Consider the following 19,354-nt stretch of genomic DNA (forward strand, 5'->3'; position numbering starts at 1 on the left):
ACGCCCGCCGCGCTGCCGCCGGTGCCGCCCACGGTCGCGACCGGCGTGCCCGCGACGCTCGCGCGGCGGCGTCCGGATATCCGCCGCGCGGAAGCGAACCTGCATGCGGCGACCGCCAGCGTCGGCGTCGCGGTCGCGCAGTTTTATCCCGACATCTCGCTGACGGGGCAAATCGGCTTGCGCGGCACCTACGCAAGCGATCTCGCGCGCTGGTCGCATCTGTTCTATTCGTTCGGTCCGTCGGTGTCGCTGCCGATTTTCGAGGGCGGCGCGCTGGTGTCGAATCTGAAGGTATCGAAAGCGGAACAGGCGCAAGCGGCGCTCGAATACCGCAAGACGGTGCTGCTCGCGTTGCGCGACGTCGACAACGCGCTCGCGGTCTATCGCACCGACCAGACGCGGCGCACATCGCTCGAACGCAGCGCCGCGGCCCAGCAGGATGCGTTCGAACTCGCGCGCGAAAGCTACCGGAAAGGCCTGACGAACTTTATCGACGTGCTCGACGCGGAGCGGCAACTCTCGCAGGTGCGGCAGCAGTATGCGCAAAGCACGACGCAGGTGAGCACCGATCTGGTTGCGCTTTATAAAGCGCTCGGCGGCGGCTGGACGCAGCCGCCCGAGACGGCTGATGCGGCCGATACGCGGGAAGCACTGGCCGCGGTTCGCGGGCAACCGGCAGCGGCAGCGCACCGCGCAGATGCAGTGCCGGCACAGACGGCGCAACCGGGCGCGCAACGGGGCATGTCCGAAGCAGCGGCGCAAGAAGGCGGACAAGGAGCGGATCGAGAAGCGGGTCGAGAAGCAGGCCAAGAAGCGGGTCAAGAAGCAGGTCGAGAAGCCGAACAAGAATCCGGACAAGCGGCTGAACCAGAAGCCGCACGGGACCCCGCACAGCGCGCGCCGCAAAGCACCGCCCAGGACTCGCCAGGCTCCCGCTGAACGCGGAGCGGCGCACCCCTCGTTCGCCCATTTGCGTGCGCCGGCCCACATCACGCGATGAGCATCGCAAACAGGCGCACACCGAGGCGCCCGACAGGTATATCGTTGGCAATGTGTAGTTAGCGCACAGCGATGCGTGATCGCGCATCGACGTCGTCGTCACCTCGGCAGAACGATCATGCAGAGCTCCACGCCCGCCTTGCCGCGCATTTCAGTCGTCGTCCTGACGCATGATCGCGCCGGCCCGCTGGTCGGCACGCTCTCGCGCCTCACGTCCCTACCCGAACGGCCGCCGGTCATCGTCGCGGACAACGCGTCGCACGACGATACCGTCAAGCTCGTCGATCTGCTGTTTCCGCAAGTGCGGCTGATTCAATGCGGCGCGGACCTCGGCGCTGCTGGCCGCAACCGCGCGGTTGCCGCGGTGCGCACCGACTATGTCGCGTTCTGCGACGACGACTGCGGCTGGGAACCCGGCTCGCTCGCGCTGGCGGTGAAGCTGCTCGACGGTGCGCCGCAGGTCGCCGTGCTCAGTGCGCGCGTCCTGTCGGGTGTGGGCGGCACGACCGACCCGGCATGCATGCGCATGGCCGCCAATGCCGTGACCGCGCGCGGCTCGCCCGGGCCCGCGCTGACCGGTTTTCTGGCGGGCGCCTGCGTGTTTCGCACCGCGGTGTTTCGCTCGCTCGGCGGATACGAGCGGCGGCTTTGCGACGGCGGCGAGGAAGCGCTGCTCGCACTCGATGTGCTGAACGCCGGACACGTCATCGCGTATTGCGATGAGCTGATCGTGCGGCGCTCGGGGTCCGCCGCGCCGGACGACAGCGCGGTCGGCGCGCAGCACGCGGCGCGCCAACGCCACCTCGCGCGCAATGCGGCGTGGGTCGCATGGATGCGGCTGCCGTGGCGCGACGTCGGCCGCGCGACGTGCGGTGCGCTGGCGACATTCGTGCAAACCCACACGGTGTGGCGGGACGGCTGCGCACTGGCCGGCGGACTCGGCTGGGCGCTCGCGAACCGGCACCGGGTGAACGCATCGGTGCTCGCGCTGCGCGCCGAAGCGCGTGCCGCCGAACGGTGCAACGCGCGCCTCTGCGCGCTCGCGGCAGGCGATGCGCAGCAGGCCAACCATACGGTGTCCGAGCCGCGCCCTCACGATCATTGACAGCCGCGACAGCAATCGGCGCGGCGTGCTTCGGAACAGCACGTCGGGCATCGCGCGCCGCTTAGGCGTCTCCTCGGACCCGAGGCGCGGCGCTTTCCTCAGTTCTTCGGACGTCGACTCAACGCATCGAGCGCCCAGCGCAACTGCCGGTCCGCGGCGCGCAGACGCAGTTCGTCGGAGGCGAGCGCCGCGAGCGCGGCAAGCGTCTCGCGCTCTTCGTCGTCGAGCGTGCGCGGCTCGTAGCCGATCACACACAGCGAGCCGAGCGCGAAGCCGTCCGCATCGATCACGGGGGCGCCCGCATAGAAACGGAAGCGCGGGCCGCCCGCGACGGCGGGATTCGCCGCGAAGCGCGGATCGTGTTCGAGGTCCGGCGCGACGAGCACCTCCCGCTGCAGGATCGTGTAGTTGCAGAAGGCCCAGCTGCGCGGCGTTTCAGCGAGACCGTCGAGTCCCTGGCGCGACTTGAACCACTGGCGTTGCGACGTGAGCACGGTCAATAGCGCGATCGGCGCCTTCAATACGCGGCTCGCGAGCCAGGTCAGGCGATCGAATGCGTCTTCCGGCGGCGTGTCGACGATGCCCGAGCGCTCGAGGGCGATCAACCGTTGCGCTTCGTTGGCGGCGAGCGGATAAGGCGCGGCGGCGTCGGATGGCGCGTGAGCCGCGTCGCGGTCGCGCAGCAGATCGCGCACCACGGCCGGCAACGCCTGCTCGTGCGCGATGCGGGTGATTTTCGCTGATGCTGCGGGTTGGTGTTTTGTGGCCTGGTCTTTGGTGGCTTCGTTTTTTGCGGCTTCGTTTTTTGCGGCTTCGTTTTTTGCGGCTTCGTCTTCTGCCGGTTTAGCTTGGGCGGCTTCCGCTTTCTCTACAGCGGCCGGACCGTCTCCTAGCACGACGATATGCGATGCCCCGAGCGCCGGTTGCGCAGCGAGCCGCGCGACAAGCGCGGCTCGGTCGGCTCGGTCGGCTCGGTCGGCTCGGTCGGCTCGGTCGGCTCGGTCGGCCCGGTCGGCCCGGTCGGCGCCCGAGGCGCCATCCAAGGCGGCGCTGCGGTCGCTGCTTTTGCTGCCGCTGCCGTGCGCGCCGCGGGCGCTTCGATCACGGCCGCCCTGCTTACGCTCGCGCGGACCATCGTCGTGCATCCCGTCGTGCATCGCTTCGCGCACATCGACGACGATCAGCGCCGGCAGCCGTGAGCCGATCGCGAACGCCGCTTCCTGCGGATCGCTATACGCGTCCACCGTGCAGCCTTCCACCGCCGACAGCCACTCGACGCACGACGCCACGCGCGCCGGCGGCGCGACCAGCACGACCCGCGCCGAATTGAACGGCAGCGCGTCGTCGTGCCGCGCGATAAACGCGAGCACGTCCGCGCGATAGACGCGGCGATGCCCGCCCGGTGTCTTCCACGAGCGCAGCGTGCCGCCCTCGATCAATAGCTGCGCGGTGCGTACCGACACGCCGATCAGGCGCGCGGCTTCCGAAGTGGTGAGTACGTCGTTTTCCATAGATGCGGATTGTGCCGGGGCCGCGACGATTTCGCCCTGACCCGCCCCGTCGTTGGGGTCCATTTTCGCCGCAACCTCAATAAAAATCAATTATATTTGGTAAATTTGATATATTTGATACTCTCATTTCCGCCTGTTTGCGTCCGCATCTGGTGATTCGCGATTGGTCCCGTTTCCGCGCTCCTCGTTTCCGCGATCTCCATCAGCGACGCAAGCCGGCGCGTCCGCTTACGCGGCTCCCCTTCCCTTGCAAGTTTCTGCCTGGAGATCATCCATGAACGCTTCCTCGGATCAACCTCACCTGTCGGCGACATCGGCCGCGATCAATCACGCGAATCAGGCGGCGGACCATTACGATTTCATCGTCTGCGGCGCCGGGCCGGCCGGTTCGGTGATCGCAGCGCGTCTGGCCGCCGATGCGCGCGTGCGCGTGCTGCTGATCGAAGCCGGCGGCAGCGACGACGTGCCCGAAGTGATGACGCCCGCGCAATGGCCGCTGAACCTCGGCTCCGCGCGCGACTGGGCGTTCACCGCGCAGCCGAACCGGCACCTGAACGGCCGCGCGATTCCGCTCAATATGGGCAAGGTGCTCGGCGGCGGATCGAGCATCAACGTCGGTGTGTGGTCGCGCGGTCACAGGAACGACTGGGAGCGCTTCGCCGCCGAGGCCGGCGACCCGGCGTGGGGCTACGAATCGGTGCTCGGTCTGTACCGGCGCATCGAAAACTGGCAAGGCGCGCCAGACGCGCTGCGGCGCGGCGTCGCCGGCCCGGTGCATGTCGAGCCGGCGGCCGACGCGACGCCAACGGCTTATGCGCTGCTCGACGCGGCGCGCGAGATCGGCCTGCCCGTCTTCGACAGTCCGAACGGCGAGATGATGGAAGGACGCGGCGGCGCGGCGATCAACGAACTGATCGTGCGCAACGGCCGGCGCCAGTCGATTTTTCGCGCTTATATCGGCGACCCGCGAAACGTGCGTCCGAACCTGACGATCATGACCGGCACGCTAGTCAGCAAGGTGATGCTGCGCGGCACGACGGCAGTCGGCGTCGAAGTGGTGGCAGACGGCGCGCGACGGTGTGTATATGCCGAACGCGAGGTGATCCTGTCGCTGGGCGCGATCCACACGCCTAAGGTGCTGATGCAGTCGGGGCTCGGGCCGCGCGACGAACTCGAACGTCACGGCATTCGCGTGGTCCAGCCGCTGGCGGGCGTCGGTCAGAATCATCAGGATCACGTAGCGTTCAGCTGTGTGTTCGAATATCGCGAGCCGCAGCGCATCTCGAACATGGGTTCGGAGGCGGCGGTCTTCTGGTCGAGCGACGCCGCTTTGCCGGTGCCGGACATGTTTCACTGCCAGCTCGAATTTCCGGTCGCGAGCCCGGAGACTGCGCAGCATGGCATGCCCGAGCACGGCTGGACGATCTTCGCGGGCCTCGCGCATCCGAAAAGCCGCGGGCAGTTGCGTCTGTCGGGCGCCGACGTGACGGACCCGATACTGATTCACGCGAACACGCTGTCGCATCCGGACGATCTCGCCACCGGACTCGCCAATATCGAACTGTGCCGCGCACTCGGCAATAGCGCCGCGTATGCCGGGCTCGTTCGCCGCGAATGCATACCGGGCAACCTGGCGGGTAAAACCGACGCTGCCGCGCTGCGGCATTTCGCGCGCAACGCGGCGATGACCTACTGGCACCAGTGCGGCACTGCGAAGATGGGACGCGACGACATGTCGGTGGTCGATGCGCGGCTCAAGGTGTACGGCATCGACCATCTGCGCGTCGCCGATGCGTCGATCATGCCGGAGATCACGAGCGGCAATACGATGGCGCCATGCGTGGTGATCGGCGAGCGTGCGGCTGAGATGATTCTTGCGGAGCATGCGGCCGGCGCGTCGACGATGGGGCGGCGCGCACAGTATTAAGGCGCGTCGCTTCTGTGCGCGTGCTGCTGTTGCATGCGTGCTGCTGTTGCTTGCGTGCTGCTCTTGCTTGCGTGCTGCTGTTGCTTGCGTGCCGTTCTTGCTTGCGCGCTGTTCTTGCTTGCGCGCTGTTCTTGCTTGCGCGCTGTTCTTGCATGTGCGCTGTCCGCACGCACGCATATAGCCGTTCTTTACGGCACTTCGAGCGCCTTGCGGAAGCGGTTCGCCAAGGCGCTTCAAGCGTCTTGTGGACAGTGCGCCGTGACATGCCTTCGCGCGCCGCGGATAGCATCGACGCACATCCGCTCGGCCGAAGAAAGCACTCCGTCACGCGACGCGCTCAACCCGCACGCTCGCCCCGCACTTGCGCAACCGCACGCTCACGCGCGGCTTTCGTCGAGTCGCGCCGGCGCACGCGTCGGATCGAAATCGGCCCAGCGGCCGTGCTGCCAGCGGCCGCTGGCGCGCTCGATATCGGTGCCGCCCGCGTCGCTCAGCGTCTGCGCGGCAAGCGGCTGCGTTTCCGGCGTCACGTGGGCGGCGAGCAGCACGCCCGAATCGCGCGTTTCATGATGCACATGCTCGGCATGGGCGTGCTTGCCGCCGCCGCGTGTGCGGGACATCGCGCCGATCAGCGAGCCGACATACGCGCCGACGCCCGCCGCGATCACCGACACCAGCAGCGGCGCCGCAAACGCGGTGAAGATGCCGACCCCGACCACGGCGCCGATCACCGCGCCGATCGTCACGCCCATGCCGGCGCCTTTCGGCGCATCGGTGGACGACGCGTCCTTATTGGCATCCCCGCCTATCGGATAGCGCGCATGCTGGCCGCGCGGATTCACGAAAAAGAGCGAGACATCCTCTTCGACGAAGCCCTTCGAAAAAAGCCGTTCGGCCGCCGCCTCGGCAGCCGGGAAAGTAGTGAAACGCGCGGCAACGATCAGCGACATGATTGCCTCCTGTATCTCAAATGCGTGCGTGAGGCGGGACATGCCGGCCGCTGCGGCGCGGCATGAGCCCGTATGAACGGGACGAAGCAAAGCGCGGACCTGGCGCGCATGCGGGCCCGCGGGCGCGGGGCTGTGCAATGGGCGCTGGCCGCACGTGGCGGGGCGCATGCGCATGCGCCGGCGCCCGTGCCCGTTGGCGGGTGCCCACCGCGAGCGTCACATCGCATCGCATCGCGTCACGTCGCATCGCGTCACATGGCATCGCGTCGCATCGCGATTCGGCACGGCACCACGACACGGCGGCACGGCACGGCACGGCACGGCACGGCACGGCACGGCACGGCACGGCAGCGATGGTACGCACGTTCAACGCGTGGACTCGTCCGCGTCGGCATCGTCTTCCGGCAAATCGTCCGTGTCGCGCGGGAACGGGTCGTCCAGGCGGTCGACGTCGATATCGGCGTTCTCGTCGAGGGTCGAATCGCCGTCCGCCGACGCGCGCTCGCCGGTGCCGGCCCGGTCGGTATCGCTGGCGAGTTGCCGGTCGCCGGTCGCGAGCGCGTGATTGTCGAGCTCGGTGTCGCGATCGAAGTCGTGGCGCTTCGCGCCCGCCACGTCGCTGCCGCTATCGGACGAATCGCTCGGGCCGAGCGCGCCGGTGGTATGCGCGGTGTCCTTGACGATTTGCGGTTCGCCTTCGTCGGGATTCAGTGTACTGCTCATGCAAGCCTCCTTGTGACAGTTGCACATCACATGGCAAGGCCGCAATAACCGTTCCGCGAACGTCCCTGCACGTGCGCCGCAACGGGGTCGCATCCGCGCACCGCCGGCACGGTGGCCCGCACCCGCATCCCAACATGTGAGCCGCACGTCAATCTGCATAGCTAAAGTTCGACCCGCTTCAGCCGTTACCCAGATAACAACAACCATGCTCGTGCACCGCTCCACAACGATGCACATGTCAAAGCAAACGCTGGAGACCTCATGACCCTATCAATCAAGATGCGCCTCGCTGTCGCGATGTTTCTGCTGGGTTGTTTGCTGTCGCTGGTCGGAATACTGGGGTTGACCGGCATGTCCAGCAGCAATGACGCGAACCGCGAGACGTATAGCAACAAGCTGCCGCGCGTGGTCTATATCGGCGATTCGGAGATCGTGTTGACGCGTCAGCGCGCGGCGCTGCTGCGCGCCGCAATGGACCCCGGTGCGCCGGATCTCGAAAGCATCATCACGAAGTCGCAGGGTTTCGCGAAGCAGTCGCATGCGCTGTGGGACAAATATCTGGCGCTGCCGCGCAGCGCGGACGAAGACCGGCTCACCCAGGATGTGATCCGCTCCCGCGACGCGATGGACAAGGGACTCGACGACTACGTCGCGGCGCTGCGCAGCGGCGACAAGACCGCGATCACGAAAGCGGGCCTCGTCAATAACGACCTGTACGCCGCGCTCAACTCGACCAGCGAAAAGCTGCGTCACTACCAGTTCTCAACCGCGAAGGACGACTACGAAGCCCAGCAGCGCGGCTTCATGCTGTTTCGCGGTGTGATCATCGGCGCGATCGCGCTCGGCGTGCTCGCCGCCGCGTACAGCTGGTACAGCCTGCGCCGGTCGATCGCGCGGCCGCTGGAAGCGGCGCTGTCGCACTTCGAATACATCGCGGCGGGTGATCTGACGCACCGCGTCGATGTGATGTCGCGCGACGAGATGGGCCAACTGATGGCCGGCCTCGCGAAGATGCGCGAAAGCCTCGCGCATACGGTGCGCACCGTGCGCAAGGGCAGCGATGCGATCGCCACCGCGACGCGCGAAGTCGCGGCGGGCAACCTCGATCTGTCCGCGCGCACCGAGGAGCAGGCCGCGTCGCTGCAGCAGACCGCGGCGAGCATGGAGCAGCTCTCGGGCACCGTCAAGCAGAACGCGGATAACGTGCGCGAAGCGGCCAGCATGTCGATGACCGCATCGGGCACCGCCGACAAGGGCAGCGACGTCGTGCAGCGGGTCGTCGACACGATGACCGGCATCGACGAAAGCTCGAGCCGCATCAACGACATTATCAGCATCATCGAGGGCATCGCGTTCCAGACGAATATTCTCGCGCTCAACGCGGCGGTCGAGGCGGCGCGCGCCGGCGAACAGGGGCGCGGCTTCGCGGTCGTCGCGGCGGAAGTGCGCAGCCTCGCGCAGCGCTCGTCGAGCGCCGCGAAGGAGATCAAGCAGTTGATCTTGCAATCGGTCGAGCGCGTGAAGATCGGCACGACGCTGGTCGGCGAGGCCGGCGAAACGATGACGGAGATCATCGGCTCGGTGAAGCGCGTGACGGACATCATGGGCGAGATCGCGACCGCGACGCACGAGCAGACCAACGGCATCGATCAGGTGTCGCACGCGGTCACGCAGATGGACGAAGTGACGCAGCAGAACGCCGCGCTCGTCGAGCAGGCGAGCGCGGCCGCGGCATCGCTCGAAGACCAGGCGCGCGCGCTGCGCGACGCGGTCGCGGTGTTCAAGCTCGGCGACGATTCAGCCGCGCATGGACGTATGGCGATGAGGGCCGCGGCTTAGCGACGGACGCGAGCGCGAGCGCGAGCGGCGCGCGGGTTTGGTTCACGCGGGTTTGGTTCACGCGGGTTTGGTTCACGCGGTTTGATTTGCGCGGTTGATTTGCGCGTGGCGGTGATGTCGTTGCCGCGGTTTGCCGCCGGGGGCTTTTCACGCGCTTTGCGCATGTTCTTTCTGCGTTGCCGTCGCGCTTTTCGGGTGATTTCCAGGCGCTTTTCGCCTGCGTTCTGCTCCGGCGTTCACCACCTTCGCGACGACTACCTCGCGGCCTCGTCACGCCGCGGGTCTTCCCCTCCTCTCTGACGCGCGCTTGGGCACGTACCGCGGCATATCTCTGCATATCTGCATCCCGGCGTCTCAACATCGCCGTATCGCGGTATCGCCGTATCGCCCCACCGGCACATCGCCTCATCGCCGACCAATCCGGTTACACGACGACGCTCCCCAGACCTTAGGCATACCGTTTGCGCGATATCCCGGCATGACAAACCTGGCGCGGCGCACGCGCACAGCACCCGGATGCGGCTGCATCCGGCTTTCCGGCCATTCGTGGCTATCGGTAGGACTGGCAAGATCCACAGGGAGACTCATCATGACCATGCTCAACCAGCCCGCAACGAACCCCACTGCGGACACGGGCGCGCGTGTCGTCGGCAAAGGCGCCGCGACGGCCGCGGGCCCGGGTCCGGACGTAATGGCGTCCGCCACGCTCGACGGCAACAAAGTGTTGACCGCCGACGGCGAAACGGCCGGCAAGGTGAAGGACATCATGCTCGACGTGCGCTCCGGACGCATCGCATATGTGGTGATGTCGAGCGGCGGCTTTCTCGGCATCGGCGACAAGCTGTTCGCCATTCCGTGGAGCGCACTCACGCTCGACACCGACCGCTCATGCTTCGTGCTCAACGTCGACGTGCAGCGTATCAAGGACGCGCCGGGCTTCGACCAGGACCAGTGGCCCACGATGGCCGACCCCGGCTGGGCCGCCTCGGTCCACGAGTACTACGGCAGCGAACCGTACTGGGGAGGACGCGGCGCGCTGCACGATCCGCTTGCCGACCCGCTCGGCGAAATGGGCGATGCGCTCGAAGGCGGTCGCGGCGAGGTGCGGCGCTGAAGCTGCCGCGGTGGCGCATGACGCGCGGTCGAATCGGGCCGCGCAGTCGATGAGGACTGCAGTCGATCAAAACCTCGGTCGATCTGAAACCGCGGTTGATTAAAACCCGCATTAAAACCCGCATTAAAACCAATGGGAGGTTCCATGAAGTTACGAAACGACGGATACCGCGCTGCGCTTATCGCCGCCGCTGTTCTGATCGCACCGCTCGCGACGGGTTCGGGCGCGGCCCGCGCGCAAGACCCGGCTGCATCGTCGGCCCATGGCGCGCAGGCGGTATCGGATACCGACCGCCAGTTCGTGCACACCGCAGCGGTTGCGGGCACAACGGAAATCGATGCGGCCAAGCTCGCGCTGCACCAGTCGAGCGACAAGAACGTCAAGGCATTCGCGACGCACATGATCGCCGACCATACGAAGCTGGCCATGCAGTTGAAAATGGCCGCACCGCACGGTGTCGACGTACCGAAGGAGGCCGATACCGCGGCGCTCGACAGCCTGCGCTCGCTGAAGGGCGCGGACTTCGATTCCGCGTATATCAGCAAGTTCGGCGTGCAGGGGCATAAGGACGCGCTTGCCGCGTTCCAGGATGAAGCGCAGAACGGTCAGAACGCGAGCCTGAAGAAGACCGCGCAAAAGGCGCTGCCGACCATCCAGCATCACTACGCGATGGCGCAGGATCTCGCGAAGCAGAAAGGCGTGCTGGCCAGCCAGTAACGCGGAGCGTCACGATGCGCGCACAGGATGCCGAGCCGCCGAAAGGCGGCACCACCAGCAACGGCGCCAAAGACGAAAGCGGCGCGCCCGAGGTCGACCCGCGTCAACAGCCGGCGCGCCTCGAGGCGTGCCGCCGCTGCGCGCTATGGCGCGACGCGACGCAAGCGGTGCCCGGCGCGGGGCCGCGGCACGCGCCGATCATGCTGGTCGGCGAGCAGCCCGGCGACAGCGAAGACCGCGCCGGCCAGCCGTTTGTCGGCCCTGCCGGACAGTTGCTCGACGACGCGCTCGCCGAAGCGGGCGTGAGCCGCGCCGATGTCTATGTGACCAACGCGGTCAAGCATTTCAAATGGGAGCCGCGCGGCAAACGCCGGATGCACAAGACCCCGGCGCAACGCGAAATCGACGCGTGCCGCTACTGGCTCGAAAAGGAGTTGTCGACGGTGACGCCGGTCGTCGTGGTTGCGCTCGGCGCGACAGCGTTGAAAGCCGTACTCGACACGCGAGCCACGCCGCTGCGCGACATGATCGGCAAGATCGTCGAACATGACGGGCGCGCCGTGGTCGCCACCTGGCACCCGTCGTTCGCGCTGCGCGCGCCCGATCCGGCAACGCGCAAGCGGGCCATTCAGGACATCGTGAAGACATTGCGCGAGGCCGGTGAAATTGCACGCCGGGGCGCAAGAGACCGGCGCTGACCGTGGCGCCGCCGTACGCCGCATGACCACCCGCGGCGCGGAAACTTCTGTTCTTCGATGCAGTGTTGACGCAGATCAACACTCGCGCTCCCGACCCTCACTGCAAAATCGCGCCCGACCGTGTACGGTAGCGGACTTAGTCGCCGGGGAACTCGTTGCAAACGCTCGTGGCGGGCGAGATGCAGACGGTCGAGTAGTTGGCGGTCCAGTCCAGGCTTTTCGTGACCGCGACTGCATTCTGCAGCTCGGGGCTATCTTCGTACGCGATAAACGACGAACAGATCACGGCGGACAACACCACCAGCGAAAACGCAATTTTTTCAATTACCTGATATTGATGCGGCATGACGATTCTCAATTTTTGGACAAGCGCCGCCATTCTATCTCATATAAGGGTTTGTACCTAGGGGTTACTGCCTAGTCAGGTGTTTTTGTTGCTTTCGCCCATTCGGGCTTACTAAAAGGAGTCGTTATGAAAGGGTTTTCTCGAGCCTCGTTTCTTCAGGTTACCGTTGCCGCCGCCGTGTTCGCCGTCGCAGCCAGCGCCGATGCGCAAGTTGCCGGCACGCAGACGCTCGGCGTGACAGTCGCGCAATCGCAGGCGCTGCTGCAGGGCTGGAGCGTAAAGAAGAGCATTCTCGGCAAGCCGGTTTACAACGACTCAAACGAAAAAATAGGCTCGATTTTCGATATCGTGATTTCGCCGGATGGTTCGGTCTCCGCCGCAGTCGTGTCGACGGGCGGCTTCCTCGGCGTCGCGTCGCATAACGTCGCGGTGCCGATCCAGGCGTTCGATATTCGCAACGGCAACTTCTACCTGTCCGGCGCGACCAAGGACGCGTTGAAGGCCACGCCGGCGTTCGAGTACAGCAAGGTCGACAAGCCCAAGAAGCCGCAGAAAATGCAGCCGCAGTAACACGGCGACCGGCTGATCGGTTCAGTGGCGGGCAGGCTTGCCGGTATCGCGGCACGGCGCCCCGCCACCCGCAGCACTGCGGCTCGTGACCGCGCGTGGCACGGCGCAAGCCGACACGCACGCAGACGGGCCGCGCGGCGAGTTTGTTTCGGTCTACGTGCCATCGTCCCACGCGCGCGCCACGCGATCTTCCTGCCGATCTCGCGCGCGCTCCGCGCTTTTTGATTACACTCCCCGCTCGTGCGCGCCGGCTGGCGCGCCTTCCTCCCGTTAGTCCATTTGCCCGTTAGCCGTTACCGCGGCCTGTTAGCGTCCCGCCACCGCCCACACGCGGCGAGGCCGCTCGCCCCCGCACAACAACAACACGATGAACGCCCCGTCAGCCGACCGACCCGACCGATCCAACCAATCCGCCGAACCCGTCTCCGGCCTGACCACCACCGATCCGCACGAACGCATGCCGAAAAGCGGCGCGTTCCAGCGCTTCTGGTGCACCCGCGTGCTGTCGTCGCTGTCGTTCCAGATGCTCGCGGTCGCGATGGGCTGGCATATCTACGCGCTGACCCACAGCGCGTTCGCGCTCGGCATCGTCGGACTCGCGCAGTTTCTGCCGATGTTCGCGCTGACGCTGGTGGTCGGCCACGTCGCCGACCGCTATGACCGGCGGCGCATCGCGGCCGTATGCCAGATCATCGAATGCGCGGCCGCCGCGCTGTTCGCAGTCGGCACCTTTGGCGGCTGGCTCGACGCGCCGATCATTTACGGGCTGGCTGCCTGTGTCGGCGCCGCGCGCGCGTTCGAAGGACCGGCGATCGCGTCGCTGCTGCCGGCCGTCGTGTCGCGCGCGCAGCTGCCGCGCGCCACCGCGTGGTCGACCTCGGCGAACCAGGCCGCGCAGATCGTCGGTCCCGCGCTCGGCGGCCTGCTGTACGGCCTCGGGGCCGGCACCGCCTATCTCGCTTGCACGCTGACGTTCGCCGCGGCCGTGCTGCTCGTGTCGAGCATTCCTCTGCATGCGAAACCCGCGACTCGCACGCCGGTCACGCTCGAATCGATGTTCTCCGGCATCCGGTTCATCTTCCGCGAGCCGGTGATTCTCGGTGCGCTGTCGCTCGATCTGTTCGCCGTGCTGTTCGGCGGCGCCACTGCGCTGCTGCCGGTGTTCGCCCGCGACTTCCTGCATACGGGTCCGCTCGGTCTCGGTCTATTGCGTTCGGCGTCGGCGCTCGGTGCGCTCGCCGGCACGCTATGGCTTGCGCGTTTCCCGTTGAAGCATCGTCCTGGCTTCGCGATGTTCTGCGGCGTGATCGTGTTCGGCATCGCGACCGCCGTGTTCGGGCTGTCGCATCAGTACCTCGTGTCGCTGCTCGCGCTGGTGGTGCTCGGCGCATCGGATGTGATCAGCGTCGTCGTGCGGCTGTCGCTCGTGCAATTGCGCACGCCCGACGACATGCTCGGCCGTGTGAGCGCTGTCAGTTCGCTGTTCATCGGCACGTCGAACCAGCTCGGCGAGTTCGAATCGGGTGTCACCGCCGGCTGGTGGGGCGCGCGGCGCGCGGTGCTCGCGGGCGGCATCGCGACGGTCGCGGTCGCACTGTTGTGGATGCGCTTTTTTCCGGAGTTGAAGCGCACGCGTTCGCTCGGACGCGAAGGCGAACGCGTCGGCTGATTCTTTTTGACGGCTGATGCATGCTCTGGCGCGGTGGTGCGGGTGACGCGTCGTTATGCGCCGCTGCGCAACGCCGTGTGAGTTCGCACTTTTGGGTGCGCTGTGATGGGTAGTCTCGCTACGATATGCCGCGTGTCGGGCATGTCGGCATCGGCGTCGGTTGCGGCATCGGTTGCGGTTGCGGTTGCGGGTGCGGGTGCGGGTGCGGGTGCGGGTGCGGGTGCGGGTGCGGGTGCGGGTGCGGGTGCGGCAGGGCCTGCCTTGCCGACGATGTCGTAGCCATCACCGGGCCCGCGCCGGGAATGAAGCGTGCTGACGAGTTCTCACTCAACGATACTCAGGAGGCGCCGATGAAAGCGCCCGGCTCATCCTTCGTCCGCACGGCCGCAGTCGCGATATCGCTAGCCTCGATGGTTCCCGCCGTCGCGCGTGCCGACGACGCGCCAAGCCCCTGCGCCGCCCTCAAACGGATCGTCGCGGCAGCGCCCGGCGGTTTCGCGCAGTTGTCGCCCGGCGATGGCCAGGGCGTCGCGCAACCATACGGGGACGACGCGCAATGCGGCACCGCGCATGCTGGCTACCAATGCGTATGGACGCCACATGGCGACGCCGGCTCAAGCGCTTCCGCGCTGCAGGCGGTAGCCGCGGATATCGCCGCGTGCCTGCCGGACGCGACACACGACGTCAATTCTCCAGCGCGCCAGCACTTCTACGTCGGCGCGCGCGACGCGCGCACGCAGATCACCGCCACGACGGCCGGCGCAAACAAGCTCAAGCTCGTGGTGTCCGGCAAGTAGCGACCGCTGCGGCAATGCTCATCGCGTAGCAATCGCGTGGTGATCGGCGCTCGAGCAGCGCACGTCACGGCGCGCGATACCAGACGCGAATGCCCGAATACCAGTGACTGACGCTGGTGTCGTCGCCGGAACCGAAGGTCGACAAACTCTCGACATTAATCACGTCGACGCCCCGCTCCGCAAGCCATCCATTCGCGCGCTCGACGAGCGCGGACGCGTTCTCGTACACATGTCCTTTGATCAGATGGCGCTGCACGACCTGCCGCTCGAAATCTTCGAATGCGATTTTCGTCATCGGGTTGTCTCCTCATGTCGTGGGCGTGATGGGCGTGACGTGAGCGTCGCGTGTCCGGCAGCGCGGTCGGCACGCGAGCCGCCCGCGCCGTTGTTCGAGTCTAGCAAATGGCCATGCGGGAGCGCCGCTTGCTGGTCGCTTGATGATCCTTTCTATCGATGGTTTTCAGGGAGCACCAACATGAGCCAGACATCCAATCAGCCCGGCGGCGATATCCATCACCCGTCCCAGCCCAAGCACAACGACAACGAAAAAAGCAAGATGCCCGAGCGGCACGATGAGAATCGCAAGCAGGCGCCGTCGGACCGTCCGGGCAAGAAGCCGGGCGAAGGCGAAACGTCGGTCGGCTGAGCGCCTGAACCGATTGATTGCCGATGCGCTTGTCGATGCGATCGCTGATGTGATCGCCGATGAAAAACGGCGGCCTTTGTTGCCGCTGGCCGCCGTTGCTTGCCGTTTTGTTCGTCGTCTGCTGTCGCGCCATGTCGACGCAACATCAAGCGTCGCTTATGTGCGAATGACGCTCGACGATGCGCTCACGGCACATCGCGCAGCTACCCGACCTTCGACGGATCGCGCATCCTGAACGACACAAGCCCCGCAATCGCGCATAGGGCCGTCACGTACCAGTAGAACAGCGACTCGCTGCCCGCCTGCTTGACCCACAGCGTGACATACTCGGCCGAGCCGCCGGCAGTGAAACCGATCACCGTCAGGAACGCGCCCTTGTGTTTCCACATGCCGCTCAGTGTCCCGGCATCGCTGCGCTGCCGGTTGGCCCAAATGCGCCGTGCCAGGATCGTTGCGCCGCACCATGCAAGTTGCGGTGTTTGAAGCGAAATACGCCTGCTGGCGCGTAAAGTCGCGTATCGGCGGACAACAAAAAAGCCAGCCTCGAAGAGGCTGGCTTGGAAGCTTTCGAACCAGTCGGACCGTAAGATTATGGAAATAATCGAAAGATAACTACACCCTGATTGTCGGCGCAGTGTAACGACATTCGTAGCGTTTGCGCACGGTCCCGTTCTCGTCGACGCTCTCGAGAAACACATCGAATTGCCACAAGCGGGCCATGTGCTTCAGCACTTCATCGCTATCGCCCGACAGGTGCCGGTTATCGCTCATGAAATGCCGCAGCGTGAGGCTGCGGTCGCCGCGCGTATTGACCGACCAGACCTGAATGTTCGGCTCGCGGTGGTGAATATCGTACTGGCGCGACAACGCCTGGCGCACGTACTGATAGCCGCTGTCGTCGTGAATGGCCGAGACTTCGAGCGCATCGCGCATGTCGTCGTCGAGCACCGAGAAAAGGCGCATCTCGCGAATCAGGTGCGGCGACAGATACTGCGCAACGAAGCTCTCGTCCTTGAAGTTGCGCATCGCGTAGTGCATGGCCGGCAACCACGGGCTGCCCGCGAGCTCCGGGAACCAGCGGCGATCTTCCTCCGTCGGGTTCTCGCAGATGCGGCGAATGTCGCTCATCATTGAAAAGCCGAGCGCATACGGGTTGATGCCGCTGTAGTACGGCTTCGTGACCGGCGGCTGGTACACCACGTTGCTGTGCGAATGGAGAAACTCCATCATGAAGCCGTCTTCGAGCTTGCCCTCGTTGTACAGCGTATTGAGCAGCGTGTAATGCCAGAAGGTCGCCCAGCCTTCGTTCATCACCTGCGTCTGCCGCTGCGGATAGAAATACTGGCCGACCTTGCGCACGATGCGGATCACTTCGCGCTCCCACGGCTCGAGCAGCGGTGCATTCTTTTCCGCGAAATACAGCAGGTTTTCCTGCGGTTCCGGCGGATAGCGCTCTTCCGTTTCCTCGGGCAGCGGCACGTGTTTATTCGGCAGCGTGCGCCACAATTCATTCACCTGCGATTGCAGATACGCTTCGCGTTCGCGGCGCGCGTCGAGTTCCTTCGACAGCGACAGCTTCTGCGGCCGCTTGTAGCGGTCCACACCGTAGTTCATCAGCGCGTGGCACGAATCGAGCAACTCTTCGACCCGATCGAGCCCATAGCGCTCTTCACATTCGGCAATGTAGTTCTTCGCGTAGACCAGATAGTCGATGATTGCGTGCGCATCGGTCCACAAGCGGAACAGATAATTGCCCTTGAAAAACGAGTTGTGACCGTACGCCGCGTGCGCGATGACGAGCGCCTGCATCGTCATCGTGTTCTCTTCCATCAGATACGCGATGCATGGATTCGAATTGATGACGATCTCATACGCGAGACCCATCTGGCCGCGCCGGTAACTCTTCTCGGTCGACAGGAAATGCTTGCCGAACGACCAGTGACGGTAATTGACCGGCATGCCGACCGACGCGTACGCATCCATCATCTGCTCGGAGCTGATCAGCTCGAGCTGGATCGGGTACACGTCGAGCTCGTACTGCTCCGCAACATGCGAGATGTGCGTGTCGTACTCTTCGATCAGCTCGAAGGTCCAGTCGGACGGGCACGGCAGCGGCCGTCTGTCGGCAACGTTCATACGGACTTCCCTTTGCCCCTCGGGGGGCGCCCCGGTTTGTCCCTGTGCACCAGCGGCTTCACGCGGTCCGCTTTTTCCGGCGTCGGGCACGTACACCTTGTGTACGCCGGTTTCGGCATGCTCCGCCTTGTTGCCAGTCTGCGCGTCTTTCTTGCGCTGCGGCTCATAGCCGCGCGCCTCGTTATGCAAATGTCGTGTCGTCATACTTCCACATGCTTCTCGAACAGTTCACGGAACACCGGATAGATATCCGCCGCTGTCTCGACTTTCTTCATCGCCAGATGCGGCACGGTTTGCGCGAGTTGCGCATATTCGAGCCACAGGTTCTGCTCTTCAGGGGTGACCTGAATATAAGCAAAATACCGCACCTTCTCGAGGATGTCATCTGCAAGAATCTTGCGGCATTTGGGCGAATCGTCGGTCCAGTTATCGCCGTCCGACGCTTGCGCGCCGTAAATATTCCATTCAGTGGGGGAATAGCGCTCGTCGAGAATCTTCTGCATCAACTCGAGCGCGCTGGATACGACAGTGCCGCCGCTTTCGGTCGAATGGAAGAACGTGTCTTCGTCGACCTCCTCGGCACGCGTGTGATGGCGGATGAACACAACCTCGATGCGCTCGTAGTTCCGCTTCAGGAACAGATACAGCAGGATAAAGAAGCGCTTGGCGAGGTCCTTGCGCTGCTCGTCCATCGAGCCCGACACATCCATCAGACAAAACATCACGGCCTGGCTCGACGGCTGCGGCTGCTTCACGCGATTCACGTAGCGCAGATCGAACGGATCGATAAACGGAATGCGCCAGATGCGGCCGCGCAAATGATGAATCTCGTCTTCGAGCAGCTTGATTTCTTCGCGCCGATCGGCCGGGTCGGCCTTCATCTCTTCGAGCTGCTGCTCGAGCTCGTGCAATTCATTGACGAGCGGCGCGCCGAGCGCAATACGCCGGCCGAGCGCGCTGCGCAGTGAACGCACCACGTCGATATTGTTCGGCGTGCCTTCGGCAGCCCAGCCCGCGCGAATGCTCTTCCACGTGGGCACGGCGAGCAGGTGGGTTTTGACGAGGCGCGGCAGTTCGAGGTCGTCGAAGAAATACTGCATGAACTCGTCGCGCGAAAGCTCGAATACGAAATCGTCCTGCCCTTCGCCTTCGTTGCTCGCGCTGCCGCCGCCTCCGCCACCGCCGCCGCCTTGCGGGCGCGGAATCTTGTCGCCGCGGATGTAGTCGGAATTGCCCGGATGAACCAGCTCGCGCCGGCCGCCCGGACCATGCCGGAACGACGGTTCAGCGATGTCCTTGCGCGGAATCGTGATGCTCTGCGTGCTTTGGATATCTTTGATGCTGCGATCGCGCACCGCGTCGGACACGGCGCGCCGAATGTAACTCTTTACGCGACGCAGAAAGCGTTCGCGGTTTGCGATGCTCTTGTTCTTGCCAGCCAGCCTGCGGTCGATGATTTGATGAAGCACACCCGGTCTCCCGCTTCGATGTCGAACACGCAAGACGCAAGTGGTGCATGCAACCTCAGGTCCATGCCGCTTGCGACTTGCAAGGGGCCCGCGCGGCGCGGTGTGGGACACCCGCGCCGCGCGGGCTGTGCGTGCCGT

The 19,354-nt window shown here is 65.3% G+C and carries 19 protein-coding genes and 1 pseudogene; 12 read left to right on the forward strand and 8 right to left on the reverse strand.

Features of this window, described 5'->3' with window-relative positions; genetic code table 11:
• On the forward strand, positions 1 to 939 hold a 939-nt coding region (locus HV675_RS29860; RefSeq protein WP_175115064.1), incomplete at its 5' end, for a TolC family protein.
• A 178-nt stretch (positions 940 to 1,117) separates the two neighbouring features.
• Positions 1,118 to 2,104 carry a glycosyltransferase family 2 protein gene (locus HV675_RS29865; protein ID WP_175115065.1) on the forward strand — a complete coding sequence of 329 codons (987 nt, stop codon included), beginning with the start codon at positions 1,118 to 1,120 and terminating at the stop codon, positions 2,102 to 2,104.
• Between the two features lie 98 nt (positions 2,105 to 2,202).
• Here HV675_RS29865 and HV675_RS32820 read toward each other — a convergent pair whose 3' ends face one another.
• Positions 2,203 to 3,615, reverse strand: a complete 1,413-nt coding sequence (locus HV675_RS32820) for a GAF domain-containing protein (protein ID WP_281364170.1) — start codon at positions 3,613 to 3,615, stop codon at positions 2,203 to 2,205.
• A gap of 274 nt (positions 3,616 to 3,889) precedes the next feature.
• On the opposite strand from HV675_RS32820, the gene HV675_RS29880 reads away from it, so the two are divergent.
• Positions 3,890 to 5,542: a GMC family oxidoreductase gene (locus HV675_RS29880; protein ID WP_175115066.1), complete on the forward strand. Its 1,653-nt coding sequence runs from the start codon at positions 3,890 to 3,892 to the stop codon at positions 5,540 to 5,542.
• Positions 5,543 to 5,919: 377 nt separating this feature from the next.
• On the opposite strand, the gene HV675_RS29885 is transcribed toward HV675_RS29880, so the two are convergent.
• Entirely contained in the window at positions 5,920 to 6,492 is a 573-nt protein-coding gene (locus HV675_RS29885) for a hypothetical protein (RefSeq protein WP_175115067.1), read from the reverse strand.
• Positions 6,493 to 6,858: 366 nt separating this feature from the next.
• Complete coding sequence (locus HV675_RS29890) at positions 6,859 to 7,215, reverse strand: chemotaxis protein (RefSeq protein ID WP_246270631.1); 357 nt, start codon at positions 7,213 to 7,215, stop codon at positions 6,859 to 6,861.
• A 261-nt stretch (positions 7,216 to 7,476) separates the two neighbouring features.
• Between HV675_RS29890 and HV675_RS32825 the strand changes: the two genes are divergently transcribed.
• From HV675_RS32825 to HV675_RS29910, 4 genes are all read left to right on the forward strand, one after another.
• Entirely contained in the window at positions 7,477 to 9,054 is a 1,578-nt protein-coding gene (locus HV675_RS32825; RefSeq protein ID WP_175115068.1) for a methyl-accepting chemotaxis protein, read from the forward strand.
• Positions 9,055 to 9,649: 595 nt separating this feature from the next.
• Entirely contained in the window at positions 9,650 to 10,168 is a 519-nt protein-coding gene (locus tag HV675_RS29900; RefSeq protein WP_175115087.1) for a PRC-barrel domain-containing protein, read from the forward strand.
• Positions 10,169 to 10,312: 144 nt separating this feature from the next.
• Positions 10,313 to 10,885, forward strand: a complete 573-nt coding sequence (locus HV675_RS29905; protein ID WP_175115069.1) for a DUF4142 domain-containing protein — start codon at positions 10,313 to 10,315, stop codon at positions 10,883 to 10,885.
• A 14-nt stretch (positions 10,886 to 10,899) separates the two neighbouring features.
• The gene (locus tag HV675_RS29910; RefSeq protein ID WP_175115070.1) at positions 10,900 to 11,583 is read left to right on the forward strand and encodes a UdgX family uracil-DNA binding protein; all 684 of its coding nucleotides are present in this window, start codon (positions 10,900 to 10,902) and stop codon (positions 11,581 to 11,583) included.
• Positions 11,584 to 11,719: 136 nt separating this feature from the next.
• On the opposite strand, the gene HV675_RS29915 is transcribed toward HV675_RS29910, so the two are convergent.
• On the reverse strand, positions 11,720 to 11,929 hold the full coding sequence (locus HV675_RS29915; protein WP_175115071.1) for a hypothetical protein: 210 nt from the start codon (positions 11,927 to 11,929) through the stop codon (positions 11,720 to 11,722).
• 126 nt (positions 11,930 to 12,055) lie between these two features.
• Here HV675_RS29915 and HV675_RS29920 point away from each other — a divergent pair, with 126 nt between their 5' ends.
• The 3 genes from HV675_RS29920 to HV675_RS29930 all read left to right on the forward strand — a co-directional run bounded on the left by HV675_RS29920 (position 12,056) and on the right by HV675_RS29930 (position 14,965).
• The gene (locus tag HV675_RS29920) at positions 12,056 to 12,499 is read left to right on the forward strand and encodes a PRC-barrel domain-containing protein (RefSeq protein ID WP_175115072.1); all 444 of its coding nucleotides are present in this window, start codon (positions 12,056 to 12,058) and stop codon (positions 12,497 to 12,499) included.
• A gap of 457 nt (positions 12,500 to 12,956) precedes the next feature.
• Positions 12,957 to 14,168, forward strand: coding sequence for an MFS transporter (locus HV675_RS29925; protein ID WP_246270634.1), 1,212 nt, complete (start codon positions 12,957 to 12,959; stop codon positions 14,166 to 14,168).
• Between the two features lie 350 nt (positions 14,169 to 14,518).
• Positions 14,519 to 14,965 carry a hypothetical protein gene (locus HV675_RS29930; protein WP_175115074.1) on the forward strand — a complete coding sequence of 149 codons (447 nt, stop codon included), beginning with the start codon at positions 14,519 to 14,521 and terminating at the stop codon, positions 14,963 to 14,965.
• A 64-nt stretch (positions 14,966 to 15,029) separates the two neighbouring features.
• On the opposite strand, the gene HV675_RS29935 is transcribed toward HV675_RS29930, so the two are convergent.
• Positions 15,030 to 15,260, reverse strand: a complete 231-nt coding sequence (locus HV675_RS29935; protein WP_175115075.1) for a hypothetical protein — start codon at positions 15,258 to 15,260, stop codon at positions 15,030 to 15,032.
• A gap of 180 nt (positions 15,261 to 15,440) precedes the next feature.
• On the opposite strand from HV675_RS29935, the gene HV675_RS29940 reads away from it, so the two are divergent.
• Both HV675_RS29940 and HV675_RS29945 read left to right on the forward strand, forming a co-directional pair.
• Positions 15,441 to 15,611, forward strand: coding sequence for a hypothetical protein (locus HV675_RS29940; RefSeq protein ID WP_175115076.1), 171 nt, complete (start codon positions 15,441 to 15,443; stop codon positions 15,609 to 15,611).
• A 13-nt stretch (positions 15,612 to 15,624) separates the two neighbouring features.
• On the forward strand, positions 15,625 to 15,846 hold the full coding sequence (locus HV675_RS29945) for a hypothetical protein (protein ID WP_175115077.1): 222 nt from the start codon (positions 15,625 to 15,627) through the stop codon (positions 15,844 to 15,846).
• Here the strand turns inward: HV675_RS29945 and HV675_RS29950 are convergent.
• The 3 genes and pseudogenes from HV675_RS29950 to HV675_RS29960 all read right to left on the reverse strand — a co-directional run.
• A pseudogene (locus tag HV675_RS29950) lies at positions 15,815 to 15,952 on the reverse strand (alpha-ketoglutarate permease); the annotation flags it as partial. The gene HV675_RS29945 and the pseudogene HV675_RS29950 overlap by 32 nt on opposite strands.
• A 271-nt stretch (positions 15,953 to 16,223) precedes the next feature.
• The gene (locus HV675_RS29955) at positions 16,224 to 17,951 is read right to left on the reverse strand and encodes a SpoVR family protein (RefSeq protein WP_175115078.1); all 1,728 of its coding nucleotides are present in this window, start codon (positions 17,949 to 17,951) and stop codon (positions 16,224 to 16,226) included.
• A complete protein-coding gene (locus HV675_RS29960; RefSeq protein ID WP_175115079.1) occupies positions 17,948 to 19,216 on the reverse strand; it encodes a YeaH/YhbH family protein in 1,269 nt (422 codons plus the stop codon). Before HV675_RS29960 ends, HV675_RS29955 begins: the two co-directional genes overlap by 4 nt.
• Positions 19,217 to 19,354: the final 138 nt, after the last annotated feature.

Source organism: Paraburkholderia solisilvae (genome assembly GCF_902859875.1).
Classification (GTDB): Bacteria; Pseudomonadota; Gammaproteobacteria; order Burkholderiales; family Burkholderiaceae; genus Paraburkholderia; species Paraburkholderia solisilvae.

Coding starts and splice junctions, on each gene's coding strand:
- HV675_RS29865 (WP_175115065.1), top strand. CDS start 1,118: ATGCAGAGCTCCACGCCCGCCTTGCCGCGCATTTCAGTCGTCGTCCTG.
- HV675_RS32820 (WP_281364170.1), bottom strand. CDS start 3,615: ATGGAAAACGACGTACTCACCACTTCGGAAGCCGCGCGCCTGATCGGC.
- HV675_RS29880 (WP_175115066.1), top strand. CDS start 3,890: ATGAACGCTTCCTCGGATCAACCTCACCTGTCGGCGACATCGGCCGCG.
- HV675_RS29885 (WP_175115067.1), bottom strand. CDS start 6,492: ATGTCGCTGATCGTTGCCGCGCGTTTCACTACTTTCCCGGCTGCCGAG.
- HV675_RS29890 (WP_246270631.1), bottom strand. CDS start 7,215: ATGAGCAGTACACTGAATCCCGACGAAGGCGAACCGCAAATCGTCAAG.
- HV675_RS32825 (WP_175115068.1), top strand. CDS start 7,477: ATGACCCTATCAATCAAGATGCGCCTCGCTGTCGCGATGTTTCTGCTG.
- HV675_RS29900 (WP_175115087.1), top strand. CDS start 9,650: ATGCTCAACCAGCCCGCAACGAACCCCACTGCGGACACGGGCGCGCGT.
- HV675_RS29905 (WP_175115069.1), top strand. CDS start 10,313: ATGAAGTTACGAAACGACGGATACCGCGCTGCGCTTATCGCCGCCGCT.
- HV675_RS29910 (WP_175115070.1), top strand. CDS start 10,900: ATGCGCGCACAGGATGCCGAGCCGCCGAAAGGCGGCACCACCAGCAAC.
- HV675_RS29915 (WP_175115071.1), bottom strand. CDS start 11,929: ATGCCGCATCAATATCAGGTAATTGAAAAAATTGCGTTTTCGCTGGTG.
- HV675_RS29920 (WP_175115072.1), top strand. CDS start 12,056: ATGAAAGGGTTTTCTCGAGCCTCGTTTCTTCAGGTTACCGTTGCCGCC.
- HV675_RS29925 (WP_246270634.1), top strand. CDS start 12,957: ATGCCGAAAAGCGGCGCGTTCCAGCGCTTCTGGTGCACCCGCGTGCTG.
- HV675_RS29930 (WP_175115074.1), top strand. CDS start 14,519: ATGAAAGCGCCCGGCTCATCCTTCGTCCGCACGGCCGCAGTCGCGATA.
- HV675_RS29935 (WP_175115075.1), bottom strand. CDS start 15,260: ATGACGAAAATCGCATTCGAAGATTTCGAGCGGCAGGTCGTGCAGCGC.
- HV675_RS29940 (WP_175115076.1), top strand. CDS start 15,441: ATGAGCCAGACATCCAATCAGCCCGGCGGCGATATCCATCACCCGTCC.
- HV675_RS29955 (WP_175115078.1), bottom strand. CDS start 17,951: ATGACGACACGACATTTGCATAACGAGGCGCGCGGCTATGAGCCGCAG.